The sequence below is a fragment of the Bradyrhizobium australafricanum genome, assembly GCF_020329495.1.
GTDB classification, from domain to species: Bacteria; Pseudomonadota; Alphaproteobacteria; order Rhizobiales; family Xanthobacteraceae; genus Bradyrhizobium; species Bradyrhizobium australafricanum.
In genome coordinates this window covers 34,227-55,239 of record NZ_JAGKJL010000049.1, presented here as the reverse complement: position 1 = coordinate 55,239, position 21,013 = coordinate 34,227, and the positions used below count along the sequence as shown (strand labels likewise).

Genomic DNA, 21,013 nt, shown 5'->3' with positions numbered 1-21,013 from the left:
CGCGAATTGCGCCGCGCGCCGGTCTGCCTGCCGGCGGGCAGACCCGAATGTTCCCGGCCGTTCCAACGAGATTCGTATTGAACGCTTGGGCTTAGGCAAATTTTAAACCGGGAGGCGTAGCTTACCCCTTGCGAGTTCAGTGGTTGAGAGTTTGTGAGTACGCCATGACAGAACCCCATCGCCCGAGGGTGAAATACGTCATCGGGCCTGACGGCAGCCCGTTAACGATTGCGGATTTGCCGGCCCCCGGTACCAAACGGTGGGTCATCCGCCGCAAGGCCGAAGTCGTCGCTGCGGTCCGCGGCGGCCTGCTCTCCCTCGAGGAGGCCTGCAGCCGCTACACGCTGACCGTCGATGAATTCCTTTCCTGGCAGTTCTCGATCGACCAGCACGGTCTGGCCGGGCTGCGCACCACCCGCATCCAGCAATATCGGCAGTAATTCGGCGCCGATCCTGTGGCATTTGACGAAAACCGGCCTCGCCTTGCGAAGCCGGTTTTTTTCATGTCCGCGATTTTGCCGCGGTCCTTAACCGGCGTTAACCATATGGAAACCATACCCTAGGCAATATTTGCCCAGTCGGACCCGCGCGGGCCGAATCCCTGGGGGCCGTTGGTGCAAAGTCTGGTTGCTTTCCTGAGAGGTCTTGGTGCGGCCCGCCTCGCGGCCATGATTGCAGTCACCGCGGCCCTGATCGGCTTCTTCGCCTTCGTCATCATGCGCGTCACCACGCCGCAGATGACCACCCTCTTCACCGATCTGTCGACCGAGGATTCCTCTGGAATCATCAAGGAGCTGGAGCGCCAGGCGATCCCGTTCGAGCTGCGCAATGACGGCGCCGCGATCATGGTGCCGAAGGACAAGGTGACGCGGCTCAGGATGAAGCTCGCCGAGGGCGGCATGCCCAAGGGCGGCGGCGTCGGCTATGAGATCTTCGACAAGTCGGACGCCTTGGGCACCACGAGCTTCGTCCAGAACATCAATCATCTGCGCGCGCTGGAGGGCGAGCTCGCCCGCACCATCCGTGCCATCGACCGCGTCCAGGCCGCGCGGGTCCATCTCGTGCTGCCGGAGAAGCCGCTGTTCTCGCGCGAGACGCCGGAACCATCAGCTTCGATCGTCCTCAGGGTGCGCGGCGCGCTGGAGCCGCAGCAGATCCGGGCGATCCGCCACGTCGTCGCCTCCGCGGTCAACGGACTGAAGCCGCAGCGGGTCTCGATCGTCGACGAGGCCGGGCAACTGCTCGCCGACGGCGCCCAGTCCGACGCCGACGCCGCGGTCGGCGACGAGCGCCGCGCCGCTTTCGAGAAGCGGATGCGCAAGCAGGTCGAGGACATCGTCTCCTCGGTGGTCGGCGCCGGCCGCGCCCGCGTCCAGCTCTCCGCCGACTTCGACTACAACAAGATCACCCAGACCTCGGACAAGTTCGACCCCGAAGGACGGGTGCTGCGCTCGACCCAGACCCGCGAGGAAAGTAGCCTCACCGCCGACAATTCCGGCCAGGTCACCGTCGCCAACGAGCTGCCGGGCAGCCCGAACCAGGACAACGCCGCCCGCGCCCGCGACCAGAGCAAGAAGAGCGAAGAGACCAACAATTACGAGATTTCCCGCACCACCAAGACCGAGGTGACCGAGGCCGGCCGCGTCAACCGCATCTCGGTCGCGGTGCTGGTCGACGGCAGCTACTCCAAGAACGAAAAAGGCGAGCTGGTCTATCAGGACCGCACCAAGGAGCAGCTCGACCGCATCGCCGCTTTGGTCCGCTCCGCGATCGGCTTCGACCAGAAGCGCGGCGACCAGGTCGAGGTCGTCAACCTGCGCTTCGCCGAGCCGCCCGCCGCGCAGCCGATCGCCGAGCCGACCGGCCTGCTCGGCATGCTGCAATTCACCAAGGATGACGTGATGTACGTCATCGAGCTCGGCGTCATGATGATGCTCGGCCTCGTCGTGCTGTTCATGGTGGTCCGTCCGCTGGTCAAGCGCATCGTGGCGGCCGACGTCATTCCGGCGCTGACTGGCGCGGGCATGCCCGCGCTGGCCGAAGCCCATGCCGAGAGCGCCGCAACGCCGGGTCAGGCGCTGATCCCGAGCGGCAGCGGCGCGGCGCAATTGATCGACGTCGCCCAGATCCAGGGCCAGGTCCACGCCCAGGCCGTGCACCGGGTCGGCGAGCTCGCCGAACGCAATCCGAACGAAACCGTCTCCATCGTCCGTCAATGGCTGAGCGAGCCGGTAGAGAACTGACATGGCCGCCGTACCCCAGACCACCAACGCCAACGACATCGCCACCGTCCTCTCGACACTGGCGAACCGGCAAAGCGCCCGGCCCAAGGGCAAGCCGCTGCCCGGTCCGAAGCGCGCGGCGATCCTGATGCTCGCGCTCGGCGAGCAGTATGGCGGCAAGATCTGGTCGATGCTCGACGACGAGGAAGTCCGCGAGCTGTCGGTCCACATGTCGACGCTCGGCACCGTCGAGGCCGACGTGGTCGAGGACCTGATGCTGGAATTCGTCTCGCGGATGTCGGCCTCCGGCGCGCTGATGGGCAATTTCGACGCCACCGAACGGCTGCTGCAGCAATACCTGCCGGCCGAGCGCGTCTCCGGCATCATGGACGAGATCCGCGGCCCGGCCGGCCGCAACATGTGGGAGAAGCTCTCCAACGTGCAGGAAGAGGTGCTCGCCAACTACCTCAAGAACGAATACCCGCAGACCATCGCGGTGGTGCTGTCGAAGCTGAAGCCGGAGCACGCCGCGCGCGTGCTCGCGATCCTGCCCGAGGACATGGCGCTCGACGTGGTCGGCCGCATGCTGCGGATGGAAGCGGTGCAGAAGGAAGTCATCGAGCGCGTCGAGCAGACGCTGCGCACCGAGTTCATGTCGAACCTGTCGCAGACCCGCCGCCGCGACGCCCATGAGGTGATGGCCGAGATCTTCAACAATTTCGATCGCCAGACCGAGACCCGCTTCATCACCTCGCTGGAAGAGGAGAACCGCGAATCCGCCGAGCGCATCAAGGCGCTGATGTTCACCTTCGACGATTTGATCAAGCTCGATACCGCCTCGGCCCAGACGCTGATGCGCAACATCGACAAGGACAAGCTCGGCGTCGCGCTGAAGAGCGCCAACGAGGAGGTGCGCAGCTTCTTCCTCGGCAACATGTCCTCGCGCGCCGGCAAGATGCTGATGGACGACATGGCCGCGATGGGTCCGGTGCGGCTGCGCGATGTCGACGAGGCCCAAGCGCTTCTGGTCAACCTCGCCAAGGACCTCGCCGCCCGCGGCGAGATCACGCTGACCAAGAACCGCGCCGACGACGAGCTGGTGTATTGATGGCCGCGCCCGCAAAATTCCTGTTCGACACCGATTTCTCGGCGCCGGACCGCGCGCGCGAACGCGCGCCGACGCCGGCCGAGGTCGCACAGAAGGTCGCCGACGCCGAGGCTCGGGCCTATCGCGCCGGCTACGAGGCCGCGCTGCGCGAGGCCAAGGTCGAGAGCGACCGCCGGGCCGCGCAGGCGCTGGAAGAGATCGGCACCGCGATCAAGGGCATCGCGGCGCGCTTCGCCGGCATCGAGACGCGGATGGAGACCGAGGCGGTGGACGTCGCGGTGGCGGTCGCCCGCAAGCTCTGTTCGGAGCTGATCGCGCGCGAGCCGCTCGGCGAGATCACCGCGCTGGTCTCCGACTGCTTCTCGCATCTGGTGGCGACACCGCATCTCGTGGTCCGCATCAATGACGCGCTCTACGAGGCGGCGCACGACAACATCGAGCGGATGGCGGCGCATTCCGGCTTTCAGGGCCGGCTGGTGATCCTCGCCGAGCCGACGATTGCGACCGGCGACTGCCGGATCGAATGGGCCGACGGCGGCGTCGTGCTGGAACGCGCCGCGATCGAAGCAAAGATCAACGAACTCGTCGGGCGCTATCTGGCGTCCCGCGGCCAGGCCGGCTGAAGGCGATTGAGGGCTGAACCATGACCGACACCGACACCCAAGTCCCGCTTCCCGATCTCAATTCCGTCGACGCGCCCACCATCGACGACATCGGCTACAACGAGGACGAACATGCCGCGCGCATCGCGGCCGATCTGGAGGCCGTGTTCGACGTGCCGGTGCAGGTCTCGGCGGTGCTCGGCCGCTCCAAGATGGACGTCGGCGACCTCTTGAAACTCGGACCGGGCACCGTGCTCGAACTCGACCGCCGCGTCGGCGAGGCGATCGACATCTACGTCAACAACCGCCTGGTGGCGCGTGGCGAAGTGGTGCTGGTGGAAGACAAGCTCGGCGTGACCATGACCGAAATCATCAAGGCAGAACGCTCTTAATAACTCAGGCGGTCACGCGCGGGACCTGCGCGACCAGACGAACAGGAGATCATCATGCGGCTTCTCATCGTTGGCACCCTGAAGGGCCAGCTCACGACCGCGACCAAGATCGCGATGGACAACGGCGCCTCCGTGACCCACGCCGAGGCCGCCGAACAGGCGATGAACGTGCTGCGCGGCGGCAAGGGCGCCGACCTCCTGCTGGTCGATGTCGGTCTCGACATCCGCGACCTCGTGATGCGGCTCGACGCCGAGCACATCCACGTGCCGATCGTCGCCTGCGGCATCTCCAACGACGCCCGCGCCGCGGTCGCCGCGATCCATGCCGGCGCCAAGGAATACATCCCGCTGCCGCCGGACCCCGAGTTGATCGCAGCGGTGCTGGCCGCGGTCGCCAACGACGCGCGCGATTTGATCTACCGCGACGAGGCGATGGGCCGGGTGATCAAGCTGGCGCAGCAGATCGCGGGCTCGGACGCCTCCGTCATGATCACCGGCGAGTCCGGCACCGGCAAGGAAGTGCTGGCGCGCTACGTCCATTCCCGCTCGGCCCGCGCCAAGCGACCGTTCATCTCGATCAACTGCGCCGCGATCCCCGAGCACCTGTTGGAATCCGAGCTGTTCGGCCATGAGAAGGGCGCCTTCACCGGCGCGGTCGCGCGCCGCATCGGCAAGTTCGAGGAAGCGACCGGCGGCACGCTGCTGCTCGACGAAATCTCCGAGATGGACGTTCGGCTGCAGTCCAAGCTGCTGCGCGCGATCCAGGAGCGCGTGATCGACCGCGTCGGCGGCACCAAGCCGGTCCCGGTCGACATCCGCATCATCGCGACCTCGAACCGCAACCTCTCGGAGGCCGTGCGCGAAGGCAGCTTCCGCGAGGACCTGCTGTTCCGCCTCAACGTCGTCAACCTGAAGATTCCGCCGCTGCGCGACCGCCCGGCCGACATCCTCGAGCTGGCGCAGCATTTCGCCAGGAAGTATGCCGAGGCCAACGGCATGCCGGTGCGTCCGATCTCGACTGATGCCCGCCGCGTGCTGACCGCGAACCGCTGGCAGGGCAACGTCCGCGAGCTCGAGAACACCATCCACCGCTCGGTCCTGATGGCGCAGGGCGACGAGATCGGCGCTGAGGCGATCCTGACCCCCGACGGCGACCGCCTCGACCTCGCCAAGACCGCGCCCGCGGTCGCGCACGCCACGCTGGCCGCCGAGCAGGTCACCCGCGCGCTGGTCGGCCGCACCGTCGCCGATGTCGAGCGCGACCTGATCCTGGAAACGCTGAAGCACTGCCTCGGCAACCGCACCCATGCCGCCAACATCCTCGGCATCTCGATCCGCACGCTGCGCAACAAGCTGAACGAATATGCCGACGGCGGCATCCCGATCACCCCGGCCGGCAATGGCGCGCCGGACTATCAACGCATGGCGAACGCCGGCTGAACACGGGAAGCGGCGGGATAAGTCCCGCCGTTTTCCGCGCCTCACGAATAGCTGGGTGCGTCGGGCTTGCGGAAGATCCGGATCGGATCGCCGGGCGTGATGTCGCGACCCGTGAACGTCACATAGGCATAGAGCGCGAGATAGGCGACGGCGATCGCACCGACGAGATAGAACAGCCAGGTTCCCACGCGCTTCATCCAACCGTCACCTCTCCGAAACATCCGCGCCATTTAATGCGCCGATTGGGAAAGCGCCACGGCCAACATGCCGCGCCGGCCTCGGCGCCGTTCATCCCTTGAATCTTGCGGCAGGTTGCCTTATTCAATCTCCTATTGCGTTTACATTCTTAGACAACTGGAGAGTGATATGGCCCTTTATGCGCAGACCAGCGGCACCCTGTCCACGACCTCCGCGACTTTAACGCCGATGCAAGGCCTCAACCTGACGATTCCGGAGGGCGTCGGCACCACCGCGATCATCACCCTTAACGTTCCGAATCCCTACGCCACGGGCAACGATATTCCGGGCGGCGTGTTCGGCGTCACCGTCAATGGCACGGTCTCGCCGGTCGTCGCAAGCTTCACCTATAACGAGACCCCGTCGAGCTTTGGCCGTATCCCGACCACGCTCGTCGTTGGCATTCCGCTGGCCAATGCAGCTCAGACCGTCCAGGCTGTATGGGCTGGCGTCCGCGGCAGCAATGTGATCATCGACAGCCCGGCATCGCTGAGCGCAGTTTTCTAAAGTCCGGTCCGGATAAGCACGGCGCGCTAGCGCGGCCCTCGAACATGAACATGACGCGACGGCAGGCTGACCTCAGCCAGCCGTGCGGCGTCTTCCTCATGGTCGATCGCGACATACTCGCCGCGCCAATATGCCAGCGCGGCGGTTCGCTCGGAGGCAATCACGTCGAGCACGCGACCGATGACGATCACGTGCGAATGCCGTTCGATGGTCTCCTCGACCTCGCAATCAACCGCGGCCAACGCGCCGACCAGCAGCGGGACGCCTGACGCGCGCGTCGTCCACTCGGCTCCGGTGAAGCGGTCCGCGCCCTTCAGGCCGCTCTTGCCGGTGAAGCGCTCGGCGATGTCGCGCTGATCCGCGGCCAGGATGTTGACGCCGAACACGCCGTGGCGCGCGATCAGCGGCCATGACGAGGCCGCGCGGTTGACGCTGACGATCAAGGACGGCGGCTCGACCGACAGCGACGACACCGAGGTCACCGTCATTCCCGAGATATCCTTGGCCCGACCGGCCGTGATCACGCTGACGCCGCCGGTGAGGTGACGCATCGCGCCGCGGAATTCGGCGGCCGCAACCGCGGGCTCGATCGAAACATCGCGGACGACGGAATTCATGGCGACCTCACAGACTGTCTTCGCTGCCTTCGAGCAGATGCTTCAGTATCTCGCCCTCCAGTGCGGCGAGTTCGGCCGAACCGCGCCGGCGCGGCCGCGGCAGGTCGATCGCGACATCCTCGGCGATGCGGCCGTCCTCGATGACCAGCACGCGGTCGGCGAGCGCGACCGCCTCGGCGACGTCATGCGTCACCAGGATCGCGGTGAAGCCCTGGTCGCGCCAGACCCGCTCCAGCAATTGCTGCATCGAGATCCGCGTCAGCGCGTCGAGCGCGCCGAGCGGTTCGTCGAACGCCAGCACGCGGGGCTGGCTGACCAGCGCCCGCGCCAGGGCCACGCGCTGCTTCTGCCCACCCGACAGCACCGACGGCCACTGGGTGCGCTTGTCGCCGAGGCCGACCTCGACCAGCGCACGCTCGGCGCGCGCCTGTGCGTCGGCGGAGGCGCGCTCGCGCCCCAGCCCGACCTCGACATTGGACAGCACGCGCGCCCAGGGCAACAGCCGCGGTTCCTGGAACATGACGCGGACGTCCTGCGCCCTCGGCTGTTCGCCGAAGGCGATGCTTCCCGCTGTCGGCGCGTCGAGGCCGGCGATGAGACGCAGCAGCGTGCTCTTGCCGCAGCCGCTACGGCCGACGATCGCGACGAACTGGCCGGCCGGGATGTGCAGGTCGATGCCGCGCAGCACCTCATTGTCGCCGAACGCCTTGCGCAGGCCGCGGATGGTCAGCGACAGGCCGCGGGCCGCGCCTTCCGGCACGCGCCGCAACTGCCGCGCCTTCACGACGATCTCGGTGCGGTCGACCGGCTCGGCTTCAGCGGTTTCGAAACGAAGCGCTTCTTGCATTCTCATTCTCACTTCTTCTGGAAGGCGGGATGCCACGACAGGGTCAGCCGCTCCAGCGCCCGCGAGGCGCTGTCGGCGAGCTTGCCGAGCAAGGCGTAGATCAGGATCGAGAGCACGACGACGTCGATCAGCATGAACTCGCGCGCCTGCATCGCCATGTAGCCGAGGCCCGACGAGGCCGCGATGGTCTCGGCGACGATCAGGGTCAGCCACATGATGCCAAGGGCGAAGCGCAGGCCGACGAAGATCGAGGGCAGCGCGCCGGGGAAGATCACCCGGCGGAACAGCTCACCGTCGGTCATGCCGTAGATGCGGCCCATCTCGATCAGCTGCGGGTCGACGGTGCGGATGCCGTGCAGCGTGTTGAGATAGATCGGGAAGAACACACCGAGCGCCACCAAAAACAGCTTTGCCGACTCGTCGATGCCGAACCACAGGATGACGAGCGGGATCAGCGCCAGATGCGGAATGTTGCGCACCATCTGCAAGGTGGTGTCGGTGAGCTTTGCCGACAGCTGCGACAGCCCGTTGGCGAGGCCGAAGGCGAAGCCGATGCCGCCACCGATCAAGAAGCCGATCGAGGCGCGCCAGAAGCTGACCCAGATGTTGCGGACCAATTCGCCGGACAGCAGCAGCTTCCATCCGGCCACCGCGACGTCAGTCGGCGCCGGCAACACCCGCGAGGGCACGTAGCCGGTGACGCAGGCAAGCTGCCACACCAGCACGATCGCCAGCGGCACGATCCACGGAATCAGACCGTCGACCTTTGGAAGTTTCGGGGCGCTGGAGCTGTTTCCGTTCCGATGGGATCGGAACGGAGCTCCAGATTTTTGTTTTGACGCGTTTTCTTCACGCGAACCGGCATCCACTTCGCTCGAAAACGCCTTGCGGCGCGGGAGACTGTCGATGAGACTCATGATTGCGATGCCTGCTTCTGCGGACGATAGTCGTTGCCGATGGTCTCACCGAACGGCCCGGTATTGACGCGGATCGGCGTCACGTTGCCGCCCTGCGCCAGCGACAACAGTGGGAACACCAATTCGGCGAAGCGATAGGCTTCCTCGAGATGCGGGTAGCCCGACATGATGAAGGTATCGACGCCGATCTCCTGATACTCCTTGATCCGCGCGGCGACGGTCTCGGGGTCGCCGACCAGCGCGGTGCCGGCCCCGCCGCGCACCAGGCCGACGCCGGCCCACAGGTTCGGGCTGATCTCGAGCTGGTCGCGGCGGCCGCCATGCAGTTGCGCCATGCGTTGCTGGCCGACCGAATCCATCCGCGCAAAGATCTTTTGCGCGGCGGCCACCGTGTCGTCGGTGACGTACTGGATCAGCTCGTCGGCGGCGCGCCACGCCTCCGCATTGGTCTCGCGCACGATCACATGCAGGCGGATGCCGAACGAGAGCTTGCGGCCGCGCTGCGCCGCCACCACCTTCACCTTGGCGATCTTCTCGGCGACCTGCGCCGGCGGCTCGCCCCAGGTCAGATATTTGTCGACGGTATCGACCGCGACGTCGATGCCGGCATCCGAGGAGCCGCCGAAATACAGCGGCGGCCGCGGCGACTGCACCGGATTGAACAGCAGGCGGCCGTCCTCGATCCTTATGTGTTCGCCTTCGACATTGACGGTCTTGCCCGCCAGGAGATCGCTGTAGACGTTGAGGAACTCGCGGGTCACCGCGTAGCGCTCGTCATGATCTAAGAAAATGCCGTCGCCCTTGTTCTCGATCGGATCGCCGCCGGTGACGACGTTGATCAGCAGGCGGCCGTTCGACAGCCGGTCCAGCGTCGCGGTCATGCGTGCGGCGACGCTCGGCGACTGCAGGCCGGGCCTCACCGCCACCAGATAGCGCAGGCGTTCGGTCCAGGGCGCGACGGCCGAGGCCACCACCCAGGAGTCCTCGCAGCTCCGCCCGGTCGGCAGCAGCACGCCGTAATAGCCGAGCTGATCGGCGGCCTGCGCGATCTGGCGCAGGTAGTTGAAGTTCACCTCGCGGCCGCCGATCGAGGTGCCGAGGTAGCGGCTGTCGCCGTGGGTCGGCAGGAACCAGAGGATGTTGGCGTTGGTTGGGGTGCTCACGTGCCCGGCCTCCATGCGACGTCGGAAATCTTGATTTGTTTCGGGATCAGGCCGAGCGCGAAGAACGTGTCGGCGACCTGCTGCTGGTCCGCGACCACCGCATCGGTGACCGGCTTGATGCCGTAGGCCTGCCGCTTCAGCGCGACCTCGACCACCGGCACCGACAGGCCGATGCTCGGCGCCAGCTGCTCGGCAACGGCGTGGATATCGCCCTTGGCCCAGTCATCGACCTCGCTCAGCTGCGCCAGCACGAGCTCGACGATCTTCGGATCGGCCTGCAGGAATTTCTTCGAGGCGAAGTAGAACTGATAGTTCGCGACGATGCCGGTGCCGTCGGCGACGGTGCGGGCGCCGGTCGCAGCTTCGGCCGCGGCCTGGAACGGATCCCAGATCACCCAGGCATCGACCGCGCCGCGCTCGAACGCCGCGCGTGCATCGGCCGGCGCCAGGAACACCGGCTCGATCTCGGAATATTTGACGCCGGCTTTCTCCAGCGCCTTCACCAAGAGATAGTGGACGTTGGAGCCCTTGTTCAGCGCGACCTTCTTGCCCTTCAGGTCAGTGACCGACTTGATCGCGCTGTCCTTCGGCACCAGGATCGCCTCGCCCTTCGGCGCCGGCGGCTCGTAGGCGACATACTGGATCGGCGCGCCGGCGGCCTGCGCGAAGATCGGCGGCGCCTCGCCGGTATTGCCGAAATCGATCGCGCCGACATTGAGCGCCTCAAGCAGCGGCGGCCCGGACGGAAACTCGGTCCACACCACCTTGGTGCCGACCGCCTTCAGCTTTTCCTCGAGCGAGCCCTTGCTCTTGAGCAGCACCAGCTTGCCGTATTTCTGGTAACCGATGCGGACCACCTTCTCCTGGCCGTAGGAGACGCCGACGGTTGCGGCGACGATGCTGAGCGACAGCACCGCGCGGGCGATCCAGCGTCGGAATAAACGCGTCATGGGACTATCCTCTGCATTGAAATGACCAAACGCGCGCCGATCAGGTCTGGGGATTGCGCCAGACGATGTCGCGGATCGCGATCTGCTTCGGGATCAGGCCGAGCTTGAAGAAGCGGTCGGCGACGCCCTGCTGGGTCGCGATGATGTCGTCGGTCACGGGTCCGACCGAGAAGCCCGCCCGCTTCGCCGCGATGGTCTGGATATCGAGCGGCACGCTGGTGACGGCGGCCAGCGATTTGGCGACCTCATCGGGATGCGCCTGCGCCCATGCCGCGCTCGACGTCGTGACATCGACGATCTGCTGCAGGATCGCGCCGCGATTGCGGGCGAAGTCGCGGTTGGCGATGTAGAACGAGTTGGTCTTGGTGATGTCGCGCGTCTTGACCAGAATGCGGCCGTTCTGCTTGGTCTCGGCGATCGCGAAATACGGATCCCAGATCGCCCAGGCATCGATGCCGCCATTGGCGAAGGCCGGCCCGGCGTCCGGCGGCGTCAGATAGACCGGCGTGATGTCGTCATACGTCAGCCCGGCCTTCTCCAGGGTCTGGATCACGACGTTATGGGCGCTCGATCCCTTGGTGAAGCCGACGCGCTTGCCTTTGAGATCGGCGATTGACGCGATTGCCGAATTCTGCGGCACCAGGATGCCGGACCCGTTGATGATGGGCTGGGCCGCGGCATAGACGATGGCGGCGCCGGCGGCCTGCGCGAAGATCGGCGGGGAATCGCCGACCGCACCGTAATCGACGCTGCCGACATTCATCGCCTCCATCATCGGCGGGCCCGAGGAGAACTCGACCCATTTCACGCTGATGCCCTGTGGCTTGAAATGATTTTCCAAGGCCTCGCGCTGGCGCGTGATGACGAGCACGCCGTTCTTCTGATAGCCGATACGAATTTCCTTCGCGTCCGCCTGCGCCTGCGCACCGCGTGACAGCGCAGCGGCGGCGGCTGTGACGAGCGACAGCTGGAGGAACTCACGACGCTTCATTCCAAAATTCTCCTGACGATCAAGCGCGCTATCGCGCTGCACGATCATGCGATGTCAGGATGATGGGGCGTACGAATGAAGCTGTCGAGCACCGCACAAAAATAGCGATGCCAGCACTTCGGTGCTGGCATCGCGCGTGCCGTTTCTTTTAAGGCGCGGATCGCGTGTAGCGAATTATTTTCCTCACGGAAACGCGAGGTCGCTGCACAGAAGCGTTTTCGAGCGAAGTGGGTACCGGTTCGCGTGAAGAAAACGCGTCCAACAAGAATCTGGAACATCGGCTCTGATTATCAGAGCCGATGCTGCAGCAATCGATCAGCCCGCAGCGGTGGCTTTCGATCCGACATTGACCGCGAGTTTACCATAGCGGTCCGTGAACGCCTGGGTGTCGATCTCCTCGAGCTGGATCGAGCCGTCGAGTACGCCCTTCTTCCAGGCATCGTGCTCGGGATCGCGCTGGAACTCCGGCATCACTTCCTTCGCGAACAGCTCGAGCGACTCGCAGATGTGCTCATGCGTGTTCTTGCCGGCCTGGTTGAGCAGGATCACCTGATCGATATGCGAGGAACGGAAGCGCCGCAGCTTCTTGCGCAAGGTCTCGGGCGAGCCGATCAGGCCGCCGCGCAGCGCGGCCTCCTGCGCCTCCGGATTGTCGCGCTTCCACTTGTTGTACTCGTCCCACATGTTGACGGTGCCGGGCGCCGGCCGCTGCCGGTTCTGCGCCTGGCCGTAATAGCGCAGCGCGAACTGGAAGAAGGTCGCGCCGTCGGCGCGCCTGCGCGCCTGTTCATCGGTCTTTGCGCACATGAAGAACGAGACCAGCGCCATGTTCGGATTGATCTCGTAGTCGGCCAGCTTCTTCAGCCGCTTGGTGATCGCGTTGTAATAGGCGTGCACCCAGGCATGTGCCGCCTCGGCGCTGACGAACTGAAAGCCGAGCGCGCCAAAGCCGTTCTGCCCGGCGCGTTCGATGGTCGGCAGTTGCGAGCACGCCATCCAGAGCGGCGGATGCGGCTTCTGCACCGGCTTCGGCACGACATTGCGCAGCGGGATATCGAAATATTGTCCGTGATGCTCGGTGCCGACCTTGCTGAACATCGGGAAGATCGCTTGCACGGCTTCCTCGAACACCTCGCGCTTGGTCTCCATGTCGCGGCCGAACGGCGTCAGCTCGGTGATCGAGGCGCTCTCGCCCATGCCGAACTCGCAGCGGCCGTTGCTCAAGAGATCGAGCACCGCGACCCGCTCGGCGACGCGGGCGGGATGATTGGTGGTGAGCTGGAAGATGCCGTGGCCGAGCCGGATGTCTTTGGTGCGCTGGCTCGCGGCGGCAAGGAAGGATTCCGGCGCCGGCGAGTGCGAATATTCCTCCAGGAAGTGGTGCTCCACGACCCAGGCGTAGTCGTAAGCCAGCCGGTCGGCGGTTTCCAATTGCGTCAGCGCATTCTGGTAGAGCCTGAGCTCGTCGCCGTCGTTCCAGGGGCGCGGCAGTTGCAGCTCGTAAAAGATGCCGAATTTCATGGAGTCACTCCCAAGGTCGCTTGCTCGACCACTTATCGTGGTCTCGACCGCTTGTTGTTTTGGGGCAGTCTAGTGGCGCTCCGGATCAAGTCTAGCCTCGGGGGCGAAACCCCAATTCCGCGCAGCGGGAGACGGCTTGATCGGAACGCATGAATGTTTAGCTTGTGCTGGCCTGAGTCGCGGCGCTATCGGTCGCGCGCTCACTCTTCCGAAAGCCCATGACCACCTTCACGCCGCATCAGGACACTGCGCTGAAAGCCGTCGCCGACTGGCTGAAGGCCAAGCCCGGCCAGAACGGCACGCCGCCGGTGTTCCGCCTGTTCGGCTATGCCGGAACCGGTAAGACCACGCTGGCCCGCCACATCGCCGAAGGCGTCGACGGCGAGGTGAAGTTCGCGGCCTTCACCGGCAAGGCGGCGCTCGTGATGCGCAACAAGGGCTGCGACAGCGCCTCCACGATCCATTCCCTGATCTACCGCGCCCGCGAGTCCGGCGTCGAGCAGCCGAGCTTCGAGCTCTGGGACGACGCGCCGGCATCGAAGGCGAAGCTGATCGTGATCGACGAGTGCTCGATGGTCGACGCCGAACTCGGCCGCGATTTGATGTCGTTCGACTGCCCGCTGCTGGTGCTCGGCGATCCCGCGCAATTGCCGCCGATCCAGGGCGGCGGCTTCTTCACCGATGCCGAGCCCGACGCGATGCTGACCGAGGTGCACCGCCAGGCGCAGGACGATCCGATCGTGCGGATGTCGATGGATATCCGCGAGGGTCGCGAGCTCGAGATCGGCCGCCATGGCGAGAGCGAGGTGGTGTCACGCAAGGAGCTCGATCCGGACCGCGTGATGAGCGCCGACCAGGTGCTGGTCGGCCGCAACAACACCCGCCGCGCCTACAACATGCGGGTGCGGCAGCGGCAGAACATCGAGGATCCGCTGCCGGTCGCCGGCGACAAACTGGTCTGCCTGCGCAACAACCGCAAGAAGGGCCTGTTCAACGGCGGCCTGTGGCGGGTCAAGGCGCGCGCGCAGTCGAAATCCAGGATCATCACCATGCGCGTGATGCCGGACGAGGATTTCGGCTACAAGGTCACCAAGGTCTCGGTGCGCGGCGAGTGCTTCGACGGCGGCGTCGAGGGCGTGCCGTGGGAGCAGCGCAAGCCCTATGACGAGTTCGACTACGGCTACGTGCTGACCGTGCACAAGTCGCAGGGCTCGCAATGGGACGACGTCGTGCTGTTCGACGAGAGCTTTGCATTCCAGGACTCGCGGGCGCGGTGGCTGTACACGGGGATCACGCGGGCGGCGAAGCGGCTGAGCATCGTAGTGTGATCGTCCCGCAGGCGCCGACGTCATCCTGACAGCAGATGGGTGTGTGACACCAACATTCAGCGTCGTCCTGGCGAAAGCCAGGACCCATTACCCCGGCTGCTTGTTGCTGCGCGACGCTGGGGCCACGATCTCCCCTAAAGTTACATTTCGTGGTTATGGGTCCTGGCTTTCGCCAGGACGACGGGCGTGGAGAGGCCGCAGGCAAGAATCCATCACCGTCATCCCTGAACCTCGCTGATTTCCCTCACGAAACCGTGTGGCCGGCGCCGTAACAAAGCATCCCCTCGCCCGTATTTTGAAGCGTCGGAGCCGCTCGGCCTGATTGGCCAAAGCCGGCTCCCGCTCTAGACTGGCTCCAATTGCGATCCCACGAGGAACCCATGCCCAAAAGCTCCCTCAGCCGCCTCTCGCTGTGCGCCGCCGCGATCGGCGCGCTGGCCGTCACAGCTTTTGCCGTTGCGCCCTCGCTTGCCGCCGAGGACGCCGTGATCATCCCGCCGCCGGCCGCGAGCGCGGCGGAATCCGGCATCAAGACCGCGGTGCTGGCCGGCGGCTGCTTCTGGGGTGTGCAGGGCGTATTCCAGCACACCGCCGGCATCGTCAGCGCGGTGTCCGGCTACTCCGGCGGCAGCAAGGCAAGCGCCGATTACGAGAAGGTCTCGACCGGCACCACCGGCCATGCGGAATCGGTCGAGATCAAGTACGACCCGCAGAAGATCTCCTACGGCAAGATCCTGCAGATCTTCTTCTCCGTCGTGCACGACCCGACCCAGCTGAACCGGCAGGGCCCGGATTCCGGCACGCAATATCGCTCGGCGATCTTCACCACCAGCGACGAGCAGAAGAAGGTGGCGGACGCCTATATCGCCCAGCTCAACGCCGCCAAGGTCTACAAGAAGCCGATCGTCACGAAGGTCGGCGCGCTGGAGGCGTTCTATCCGGCGGAGGGCTACCACCAGGACTATCTGACGCTGCACCCGAACCAACCCTATATTGCGTATAACGACATCCCGAAGGTCGAGAACCTGAAGAAGATCTTCGCGGAGAACTATATCGAGAAGCCGACGCTGGTGGGCAGCACCAAGGTCACCAACTGAGGCGACGCTTCCCGTCATTGCGAGCGAAGCGAAGCAATCCATGCCGCGGCAAGCGGAAAGATGGATTGCTTCGTCGCTTCCCTCCTCGCAATGACAACCAACAAGGGAGTTTCCATGTCCGATACCAAGACCGACGGCAAGGTCCGCAAGAGCGAGGCCGAGTGGCGCAAGGAATTGACGCCGATGCAGTACGCCGTGCTGCGCGAGAAAGCGACCGAGCGGCCCTTCACCGGCGAATACGAGCATGATCCCCGCAAGGGCACCTATGTCTGCGCCGGCTGCGGGCAGACGCTGTTCGAGTCCGATCAGAAGTTCGATTCCGGCTGCGGCTGGCCGAGCTTCTCCAAGCCCTCGGTCGAGAGCCATGTCGACGAGGAGCGCGACATGAGCCACGGCATGATCCGCACCGAGGTGCTGTGCTCGAAATGCGACGGCCATCTCGGCCACGTCTTCAACGACGGCCCCGGCCCGACCGGCCTGCGCTACTGCATCAACTCGGCGGCGCTGAAGCTCGACGAGAAGAAGTGACGGCGCCCCCACCACGCCGCGCCCCACGCGACCAACAGGCCGGTCGCGCGGGGCTTTGTTTTGGCTCCGGCCCCCGGCAACATCCTCGTGATCGGCTGATGGCCTTAACGACTCGTAGGCCGGAATGTGCTTTGCTCGGTATTCGCGGGGCCGTAGGCGTCTCGCCGTGCGGCTGCCGCCTGTTCTGAGGAGGGCGCCATGTCGCTTGGACTGATCCTCATCATCCTTCTGCTGATTATCCTGCTCGGCGGCTATAGCGGCCGAATTCGCGGCTATGGCTATGGCCTCGGCCACTCCGGAATGGGCCTTTTCGGGGTGATTTTGATCGTGGTCGCGATCCTGGCCTGGCTCGACAAGATTTGAGCACCATAAACCATTGAAATAAAAGAATTTATCTGACCGCCCCCCGTGCTATGCGCGGATTCAGCATGTGCCCTGTCAGGGGCTCTTCTGGGGTCGCATTTTTGTCAAAGAGGCCTATATTAGGGGTCGAAATGACATGTACGGCGCGCCGCCGATAATAGGCCGCCGTCCCCCAAAATCCCTTTCGCAACGCCAACTGAAAAGAACACAAGAGGTCGTCGACCATGCGTCCCCTGCGTCCGTTCAACTATAACACATCCGCCGAACTGTTCCCCGCCGCGATCCGCAAGAAGAAGCGGGCGGGTTTCGCCTACCGCCGTTTCGGCACCGCTGCCGAGGCCGTGCAGTTCGCGATGGAGCAGCTGCCGGCGGACTCGCTGAACGGCGCCTATCTCCAGGTCGAGGAAGCCCGTTTCGACCAGAACGGCATCCGCTCGCTCTATGAGAGCGAGGCCTTCCCGCTGCCGCGTCGTCCGCGCCCGGCCGCCAGCCAGACCGACGCTGACGCCGCATAAGCTTTCTGCTCTTCGCTCAACGAAAAGCCCTCGGATCGATCCGGGGGCTTTTGTTTTGAGAGTTAAAATCTCGGCTGCTTGTCGAGCCAGCGCCGCAGCATCCGCACATTGCGGATATTGGCGCGGAACATGACGTCGAAGGCATCGCCCGCCACCGGTACCATGCCGATCACGCCGTCGACGGCGACGTTGGCGAGCATCCGCGCGGTGATGTGCCAGGGCGCGCCCAGCAAACGGGCCTCGCGCACCAGCCACAGCGAGATCGCGGTGGTGATGATATCCCCGACCACGGGGATCAGGCCGATCAGCCCGTCGATGCCGTAGCGCACATTGGTGCCCGGCACGATGAAGGCGACGTCGAGCAGCTTTGCGATCATCTCCAGCCGCTGCAGCCGCTGCTCGCGGGTGAGATTGCCGAACGGGTTGGCGGTGGAGTTGCGGAAGTCGAACTGGAAGCCTTCCTGAAAGGCTCCCTGAAAACCTTGGAACTGCGGATGCAGCGGACCGTCGGCGAGCTCGCGCCCATCCTGGTCGATGACCTTGCCGCGCGCCTGCGCACCGCCAAAGGGCGGCCGTGATCGCGCGGCGTGGGGCGTGAAGATGTCGTCCTCGGGCATGGCCATCACATGGTAACGCAGGCAGGCGGTTCAAGTTGCGTCACATTACCACTGTGTCACCTTCAAGGCCTGTTACTTCGAGGCTCCGCCGTGCTCGCTTCAGTAGACGCCCTTGTTCATGGTTCTGAGCCGCTGCGCCAGCGTCCTCATGACCTTCAGGGCAAAATGCGGCGTCTGACTCACGAGGAAGAGAAACTGCTTTTCCGAGACCGGGACGAGCTCGACATCCGTGAGCGCCGTGGCGGTTGCGCTCCTCGGCTCGTTGTCGATCAACGCCATCTCGCCAAAGATCGTGTCAGGCGCCAGGTCCGCCATGGTCTTGTTGCCGACCTGAATGCGCACATAGCCGCTCTTGATCACGAAGAGCTCGTTGGCCTGCTCGCCCTCGCGAAAAATAATGCCGCCGGCTCGGACCAGGCGCGTTTCGATATTGTTGCCTGTCAGAAGGCTGAAGCTTGCATCTGCCACTCGAAATTCCTTTCCCCGAATCCGGACGCAGATCCCGTACGTCCCGGTCGTCTGCAGCGACGGCTGAAATAAATGCGCGAACACAGAATAGAGCAGGCCCGAGATCGGCATCGCCACTGCCCCGGGCGGCCGCGGGTCGCGAGGACGAACGCGGACATGACATTGGGACTACGTTTGCATGACGATGATATGACAGTTGTATGAAGGTAGCCGGACCTCCGGCATCTCGCGCGCTGATACGATTACTGCAAGGGGCGATCTATTCCGCGCCGGGCGTTGAGCGCGGCCCTTGTCCGATCGCGACGTGCTCATTTCGCGGTTGGGTCAGAAGTCGCCGAACACGACTTCTGCTTTTCCCTTGGTACTGAGCGCCTGCCCTAATGCTGGGAAGCCGGCTGCGCCGGCGCGTGCAGCTCTTCGGCATATTTGTGCGCCAGCCAGGACGTGATCACGCCCGGGATGAAGCCGACCATTCCGTACAGGATGAACTGCACCGCGCCGCTCTCGGAGCCGTGCGAGGCGTAGGTCAGCGCCGCGCCAACGAACGCCACCGCGCCGACGAGCAGCATCCGCACCACCGGCGCGATCCGCCTCACATGCATCAGGATGTCGTCGATCGCACCGAACATCAGCGACGGCACGATACCGAACAGATAATTGTATTGCAGCGACTTCACGAACACGACGAGCAGCTTGGTCACCTCGCCGCCGCTGGTCTCAGTCCAGTAGCCGGACTGATAGGTGGTCATGAGCAGCAACAGGAAGCCGCCGATGAACGGCCCGATGGCTGCGAAGATCAGATAGCGTTTCATGGCGTGCCCTTGCCCGACGTCGGCCAAGTGTAACGCGGTCGCGCGACGGTTCTAGGGAAAAATCGAAAGCCGGGGCGATGTTCCGGAGCTCGGCGCGCCGAATGCGCTGCAACAGCTGCTGATCTTGCTGCGATACGGAATCGCCCGGACGAAGCCGGGCGATGACATTGCTGGCAACCTGGGCGAGCTAAGGCCGCTACTCACCCCACGCCGCGAACGCCTCGTTGAAGGCTCGCTCGCCGGGGGCGCCCTTTTCGATCGCGATGATGGCGCGGCGCTGGTTGGTGTAGACCAGCGGCACGTCGAACCAGGAGCGCTCCTTCAAGAGTTGCAGATTGCGCGAGCGGTCCGCGTCGACATTGGAGAGGCCGACCAGGAAGAAGCCGTCGGTGACCTTGACCGCGAGCCCGGCCAGCGGTGTGCCGCGCGCCTGCTCGTTCGACTTCATCAGGATGCCCGGCACGTTGCCGACGCCGCCATTGGCGAAATCCTGCGGCAGGATGAAGGTCAATTCCGCGGTGTGGCTCGCCGGCAGCGATGAATCGGTGTTGCGGCGGAACGACATCGTCATCTTGAACTTGCGATCGGGAATGTCGATGTCGGCGCGCACGGCGATGTCGGGCTTCTGGTTGCCCGATCCCTTGACCTGCTCGGTGCGCCAGACCACCGAACCGACATACTGCTTGCCCTTCGGATCCGACGGATCCTCGTCATACAGCACCACGCGCTGCGCCACCGGGGCGACCGTCTCGCCCGACGACGAGGGCTGGCCGACGCGGTCGGTGATCTTCTTGCTCGCAGGCGTCGACGCGGCATCCTTCGGCGCCTCGACCGGGGCCGAGGATTTGAACAGGCTGCTGACAAGGGTCACGGCCTGCTGCCGGAACAGGATGCCGGTGCCGACCAGGATCAGCAGGATGCCGATCACGATCGCGGTCTTGAACGGGAACATCGACCCGACGCGCGGCGGCTTCTTCGGCTCGCGCTCGCCGTTGCCGGCCCGCGACCGCTGCGGCGGCGGACCCTGCGGCGGCTGCGGGGTGTAGCGCTCGGCCTCCTCGATCGACTCGTCGTAGGAATACGGCGCCTCGGGATCGCCGCCGCGATTCTCCAGGCTCGGCTCGAGCCGGTCGAATTCCGGCGAGGGCGACGGCACGTTGGCGTAGGTCTTGCGCGCGTTGCGGCTGGCTTGCGCCGCGGCACGGCCGAGATCGTCGGCATCGGCGGTGATGTCGCGGAAGCCGCGCACGCCCGGCGCGGCCGGCGGCACCGGCGGCGGCGGGCCTTCCGGACCGCGGCGGGGCGGGCCCGGCCGGGCCGGCGGCGCCTGGGTCTCGGGCGGGACCGGCGGGTTCTGCGGCCGCGGCGGGGCCGGCGGCGGCGCGTCGGGGCGCAGATTGCGCGGCGGACGGGGTTCGGCCGGGGGCCGCGGGCGCGCGGCAGTGTCGGCGGGACCGGGCTCGGGCGGCCGGGCATTGGCGCGGCTGCCGCGGGCAGCGGCAGCGCCGCCGGGACGGGAGGCCTCGCGGGCGCGCTGCGCGGCCTCGGACTCGACCTTGCGAACCGCCTCTTCCAGCGACAGCCGTTCGCGGGTGATCTCGGACTCGGAGAGCGGCGGCTGCACGCCGCGGAGCTGCTGGATCAACGCCGTTCGCGCCCGCGCATACAGCGCACGGCGGGCTTCGCCGGGGGCGTTGGGGTCCAATCCGGCGATGGCGCGGGCGATCAGCGGGTAGTAGTCAGCCATTTCCACACAATTGGAGGGATATAG

25 protein-coding genes are annotated in these 21,013 nt (G+C 65.3%); 12 read left to right on the top strand and 13 right to left on the bottom strand.

Going from position 1 to position 21,013, the window contains the following annotated elements; all coding sequences use genetic code 11:
* The first annotated feature begins 164 nt into the window (after positions 1–164).
* The 6 genes from sciP to flbD all read left to right on the top strand — a co-directional run bounded on the left by sciP (position 165) and on the right by flbD (position 5,764).
* Positions 165–440, top strand: a complete 276-nt coding sequence (gene sciP / locus J6525_RS33310) for a CtrA inhibitor SciP (protein ID WP_002714638.1) — start codon at positions 165–167, stop codon at positions 438–440.
* Positions 441–614: 174 nt separating this feature from the next.
* A complete protein-coding gene (fliF, locus tag J6525_RS33305) occupies positions 615–2,243 on the top strand; it encodes a flagellar basal-body MS-ring/collar protein FliF (RefSeq protein ID WP_225647854.1) in 1,629 nt (542 codons plus the stop codon).
* A gap of 1 nt (position 2,244) precedes the next feature.
* Positions 2,245–3,330 (top strand): flagellar motor switch protein FliG, encoded by a 1,086-nt coding sequence (gene fliG, locus J6525_RS33300; RefSeq protein ID WP_225647853.1) that lies wholly within the window; start codon positions 2,245–2,247, stop codon positions 3,328–3,330.
* Positions 3,330–3,953: a FliH/SctL family protein gene (locus tag J6525_RS33295; protein WP_092089185.1), complete on the top strand. Its 624-nt coding sequence runs from the start codon at positions 3,330–3,332 to the stop codon at positions 3,951–3,953. The genes fliG and J6525_RS33295 overlap by 1 nt, the downstream gene beginning before the upstream one ends.
* Positions 3,954–3,973: 20 nt before the next feature.
* Positions 3,974–4,324, top strand: a complete 351-nt coding sequence (fliN, locus tag J6525_RS33290) for a flagellar motor switch protein FliN (protein ID WP_225647852.1) — start codon at positions 3,974–3,976, stop codon at positions 4,322–4,324.
* 54 nt (positions 4,325–4,378) lie between these two features.
* Complete coding sequence (gene flbD / locus J6525_RS33285) at positions 4,379–5,764, top strand: sigma-54-dependent transcriptional regulator FlbD (RefSeq protein WP_225647851.1); 1,386 nt, start codon at positions 4,379–4,381, stop codon at positions 5,762–5,764.
* Positions 5,765–5,805: 41 nt separating this feature from the next.
* On the opposite strand, the gene J6525_RS33280 is transcribed toward flbD, so the two are convergent.
* Positions 5,806–5,961 (bottom strand): hypothetical protein, encoded by a 156-nt coding sequence (locus J6525_RS33280; protein WP_016844338.1) that lies wholly within the window; start codon positions 5,959–5,961, stop codon positions 5,806–5,808.
* 169 nt (positions 5,962–6,130) lie between these two features.
* On the opposite strand from J6525_RS33280, the gene J6525_RS33275 reads away from it, so the two are divergent.
* Positions 6,131–6,508 carry a hypothetical protein gene (locus J6525_RS33275; RefSeq protein WP_225647850.1) on the top strand — a complete coding sequence of 126 codons (378 nt, stop codon included), beginning with the start codon at positions 6,131–6,133 and terminating at the stop codon, positions 6,506–6,508.
* A 26-nt stretch (positions 6,509–6,534) separates the two neighbouring features.
* Here the strand turns inward: J6525_RS33275 and J6525_RS33270 are convergent, their stop codons facing one another.
* The 8 genes from J6525_RS33270 to J6525_RS33235 all read right to left on the bottom strand — a co-directional run bounded on the left by J6525_RS33270 (position 6,535) and on the right by J6525_RS33235 (position 13,514).
* Positions 6,535–7,125 carry a flavin reductase family protein gene (locus tag J6525_RS33270; protein WP_225647849.1) on the bottom strand — a complete coding sequence of 197 codons (591 nt, stop codon included), beginning with the start codon at positions 7,123–7,125 and terminating at the stop codon, positions 6,535–6,537.
* A gap of 7 nt (positions 7,126–7,132) precedes the next feature.
* Entirely contained in the window at positions 7,133–7,972 is an 840-nt protein-coding gene (locus J6525_RS33265) for an ATP-binding cassette domain-containing protein (RefSeq protein WP_092089209.1), read from the bottom strand.
* An 8-nt stretch (positions 7,973–7,980) separates the two neighbouring features.
* Positions 7,981–8,727 (bottom strand): ABC transporter permease subunit, encoded by a 747-nt coding sequence (locus tag J6525_RS33260; RefSeq protein WP_057017321.1) that lies wholly within the window; start codon positions 8,725–8,727, stop codon positions 7,981–7,983.
* Between the two features lie 158 nt (positions 8,728–8,885).
* Entirely contained in the window at positions 8,886–10,067 is a 1,182-nt protein-coding gene (gene ssuD, locus J6525_RS33255) for an FMNH2-dependent alkanesulfonate monooxygenase (RefSeq protein WP_225647848.1), read from the bottom strand.
* Complete coding sequence (locus J6525_RS33250; protein WP_225647847.1) at positions 10,049–11,002, bottom strand: sulfonate ABC transporter substrate-binding protein; 954 nt, start codon at positions 11,000–11,002, stop codon at positions 10,049–10,051. The genes ssuD and J6525_RS33250 overlap by 19 nt, the downstream gene beginning before the upstream one ends.
* Before the next feature lie 40 nt (positions 11,003–11,042).
* Entirely contained in the window at positions 11,043–11,993 is a 951-nt protein-coding gene (locus J6525_RS33245; RefSeq protein WP_225647846.1) for a sulfonate ABC transporter substrate-binding protein, read from the bottom strand.
* 44 nt (positions 11,994–12,037) lie between these two features.
* Positions 12,038–12,271 (bottom strand): hypothetical protein, encoded by a 234-nt coding sequence (locus J6525_RS33240; protein WP_225647845.1) that lies wholly within the window; start codon positions 12,269–12,271, stop codon positions 12,038–12,040.
* Positions 12,272–12,308: 37 nt separating this feature from the next.
* Positions 12,309–13,514, bottom strand: a complete 1,206-nt coding sequence (locus J6525_RS33235; RefSeq protein ID WP_225647844.1) for an LLM class flavin-dependent oxidoreductase — start codon at positions 13,512–13,514, stop codon at positions 12,309–12,311.
* Between the two features lie 218 nt (positions 13,515–13,732).
* Here J6525_RS33235 and J6525_RS33230 point away from each other — a divergent pair, with 218 nt between their 5' ends.
* From J6525_RS33230 to J6525_RS33210, 5 genes are all read left to right on the top strand, one after another.
* Complete coding sequence (locus J6525_RS33230) at positions 13,733–14,842, top strand: ATP-dependent DNA helicase (RefSeq protein ID WP_028333467.1); 1,110 nt, start codon at positions 13,733–13,735, stop codon at positions 14,840–14,842.
* Between the two features lie 380 nt (positions 14,843–15,222).
* A complete protein-coding gene (gene msrA, locus J6525_RS33225; RefSeq protein ID WP_225647843.1) occupies positions 15,223–15,939 on the top strand; it encodes a peptide-methionine (S)-S-oxide reductase MsrA in 717 nt (238 codons plus the stop codon).
* A 114-nt stretch (positions 15,940–16,053) separates the two neighbouring features.
* Positions 16,054–16,467: a peptide-methionine (R)-S-oxide reductase MsrB gene (msrB, locus tag J6525_RS33220; protein WP_028343489.1), complete on the top strand. Its 414-nt coding sequence runs from the start codon at positions 16,054–16,056 to the stop codon at positions 16,465–16,467.
* Positions 16,468–16,665: 198 nt separating this feature from the next.
* Complete coding sequence (locus J6525_RS33215; protein ID WP_016844323.1) at positions 16,666–16,830, top strand: DUF3309 family protein; 165 nt, start codon at positions 16,666–16,668, stop codon at positions 16,828–16,830.
* A 224-nt stretch (positions 16,831–17,054) separates the two neighbouring features.
* On the top strand, positions 17,055–17,345 hold the full coding sequence (locus J6525_RS33210; RefSeq protein ID WP_016844322.1) for a hypothetical protein: 291 nt from the start codon (positions 17,055–17,057) through the stop codon (positions 17,343–17,345).
* Between the two features lie 62 nt (positions 17,346–17,407).
* Here J6525_RS33210 and J6525_RS33205 read toward each other — a convergent pair whose 3' ends face one another.
* The 4 genes from J6525_RS33205 to J6525_RS33190 form a co-directional block, all read right to left on the bottom strand.
* Entirely contained in the window at positions 17,408–17,968 is a 561-nt protein-coding gene (locus J6525_RS33205) for a DUF4112 domain-containing protein (RefSeq protein ID WP_225647842.1), read from the bottom strand.
* 93 nt (positions 17,969–18,061) lie between these two features.
* Complete coding sequence (locus J6525_RS33200) at positions 18,062–18,541, bottom strand: Crp/Fnr family transcriptional regulator (protein ID WP_225647841.1); 480 nt, start codon at positions 18,539–18,541, stop codon at positions 18,062–18,064.
* 266 nt (positions 18,542–18,807) lie between these two features.
* The gene (locus J6525_RS33195) at positions 18,808–19,242 is read right to left on the bottom strand and encodes a DUF5413 family protein (protein ID WP_028343492.1); all 435 of its coding nucleotides are present in this window, start codon (positions 19,240–19,242) and stop codon (positions 18,808–18,810) included.
* Positions 19,243–19,438: 196 nt separating this feature from the next.
* Positions 19,439–20,989 (bottom strand): hypothetical protein, encoded by a 1,551-nt coding sequence (locus J6525_RS33190; protein WP_225647840.1) that lies wholly within the window; start codon positions 20,987–20,989, stop codon positions 19,439–19,441.
* Positions 20,990–21,013: the final 24 nt, after the last annotated feature.

Excerpts from the sequence above, each read along its gene's own strand:
- sciP (WP_002714638.1), top strand. The coding sequence starts at position 165 with ATGACAGAACCCCATCGCCCGAGGGTGAAATACGTCATCGGGCCTGAC.
- fliG (WP_225647853.1), top strand. The coding sequence starts at position 2,245 with ATGGCCGCCGTACCCCAGACCACCAACGCCAACGACATCGCCACCGTC.
- J6525_RS33295 (WP_092089185.1), top strand. The coding sequence starts at position 3,330 with ATGGCCGCGCCCGCAAAATTCCTGTTCGACACCGATTTCTCGGCGCCG.
- fliN (WP_225647852.1), top strand. The coding sequence starts at position 3,974 with ATGACCGACACCGACACCCAAGTCCCGCTTCCCGATCTCAATTCCGTC.
- flbD (WP_225647851.1), top strand. The coding sequence starts at position 4,379 with ATGCGGCTTCTCATCGTTGGCACCCTGAAGGGCCAGCTCACGACCGCG.
- J6525_RS33280 (WP_016844338.1), bottom strand. The coding sequence starts at position 5,961 with ATGAAGCGCGTGGGAACCTGGCTGTTCTATCTCGTCGGTGCGATCGCC.
- J6525_RS33275 (WP_225647850.1), top strand. The coding sequence starts at position 6,131 with ATGGCCCTTTATGCGCAGACCAGCGGCACCCTGTCCACGACCTCCGCG.
- J6525_RS33270 (WP_225647849.1), bottom strand. The coding sequence starts at position 7,125 with ATGAATTCCGTCGTCCGCGATGTTTCGATCGAGCCCGCGGTTGCGGCC.
- J6525_RS33265 (WP_092089209.1), bottom strand. The coding sequence starts at position 7,972 with ATGCAAGAAGCGCTTCGTTTCGAAACCGCTGAAGCCGAGCCGGTCGAC.
- ssuD (WP_225647848.1), bottom strand. The coding sequence starts at position 10,067 with ATGGAGGCCGGGCACGTGAGCACCCCAACCAACGCCAACATCCTCTGG.
- J6525_RS33250 (WP_225647847.1), bottom strand. The coding sequence starts at position 11,002 with ATGACGCGTTTATTCCGACGCTGGATCGCCCGCGCGGTGCTGTCGCTC.
- J6525_RS33245 (WP_225647846.1), bottom strand. The coding sequence starts at position 11,993 with ATGAAGCGTCGTGAGTTCCTCCAGCTGTCGCTCGTCACAGCCGCCGCC.
- J6525_RS33240 (WP_225647845.1), bottom strand. The coding sequence starts at position 12,271 with ATGTTCCAGATTCTTGTTGGACGCGTTTTCTTCACGCGAACCGGTACC.
- J6525_RS33235 (WP_225647844.1), bottom strand. The coding sequence starts at position 13,514 with ATGAAATTCGGCATCTTTTACGAGCTGCAACTGCCGCGCCCCTGGAAC.
- J6525_RS33230 (WP_028333467.1), top strand. The coding sequence starts at position 13,733 with ATGACCACCTTCACGCCGCATCAGGACACTGCGCTGAAAGCCGTCGCC.
- msrA (WP_225647843.1), top strand. The coding sequence starts at position 15,223 with ATGCCCAAAAGCTCCCTCAGCCGCCTCTCGCTGTGCGCCGCCGCGATC.
- msrB (WP_028343489.1), top strand. The coding sequence starts at position 16,054 with ATGTCCGATACCAAGACCGACGGCAAGGTCCGCAAGAGCGAGGCCGAG.
- J6525_RS33215 (WP_016844323.1), top strand. The coding sequence starts at position 16,666 with ATGTCGCTTGGACTGATCCTCATCATCCTTCTGCTGATTATCCTGCTC.
- J6525_RS33210 (WP_016844322.1), top strand. The coding sequence starts at position 17,055 with ATGCGTCCCCTGCGTCCGTTCAACTATAACACATCCGCCGAACTGTTC.
- J6525_RS33205 (WP_225647842.1), bottom strand. The coding sequence starts at position 17,968 with ATGGCCATGCCCGAGGACGACATCTTCACGCCCCACGCCGCGCGATCA.
- J6525_RS33200 (WP_225647841.1), bottom strand. The coding sequence starts at position 18,541 with ATGCCGATCTCGGGCCTGCTCTATTCTGTGTTCGCGCATTTATTTCAG.
- J6525_RS33195 (WP_028343492.1), bottom strand. The coding sequence starts at position 19,242 with ATGAAACGCTATCTGATCTTCGCAGCCATCGGGCCGTTCATCGGCGGC.
- J6525_RS33190 (WP_225647840.1), bottom strand. The coding sequence starts at position 20,989 with ATGGCTGACTACTACCCGCTGATCGCCCGCGCCATCGCCGGATTGGAC.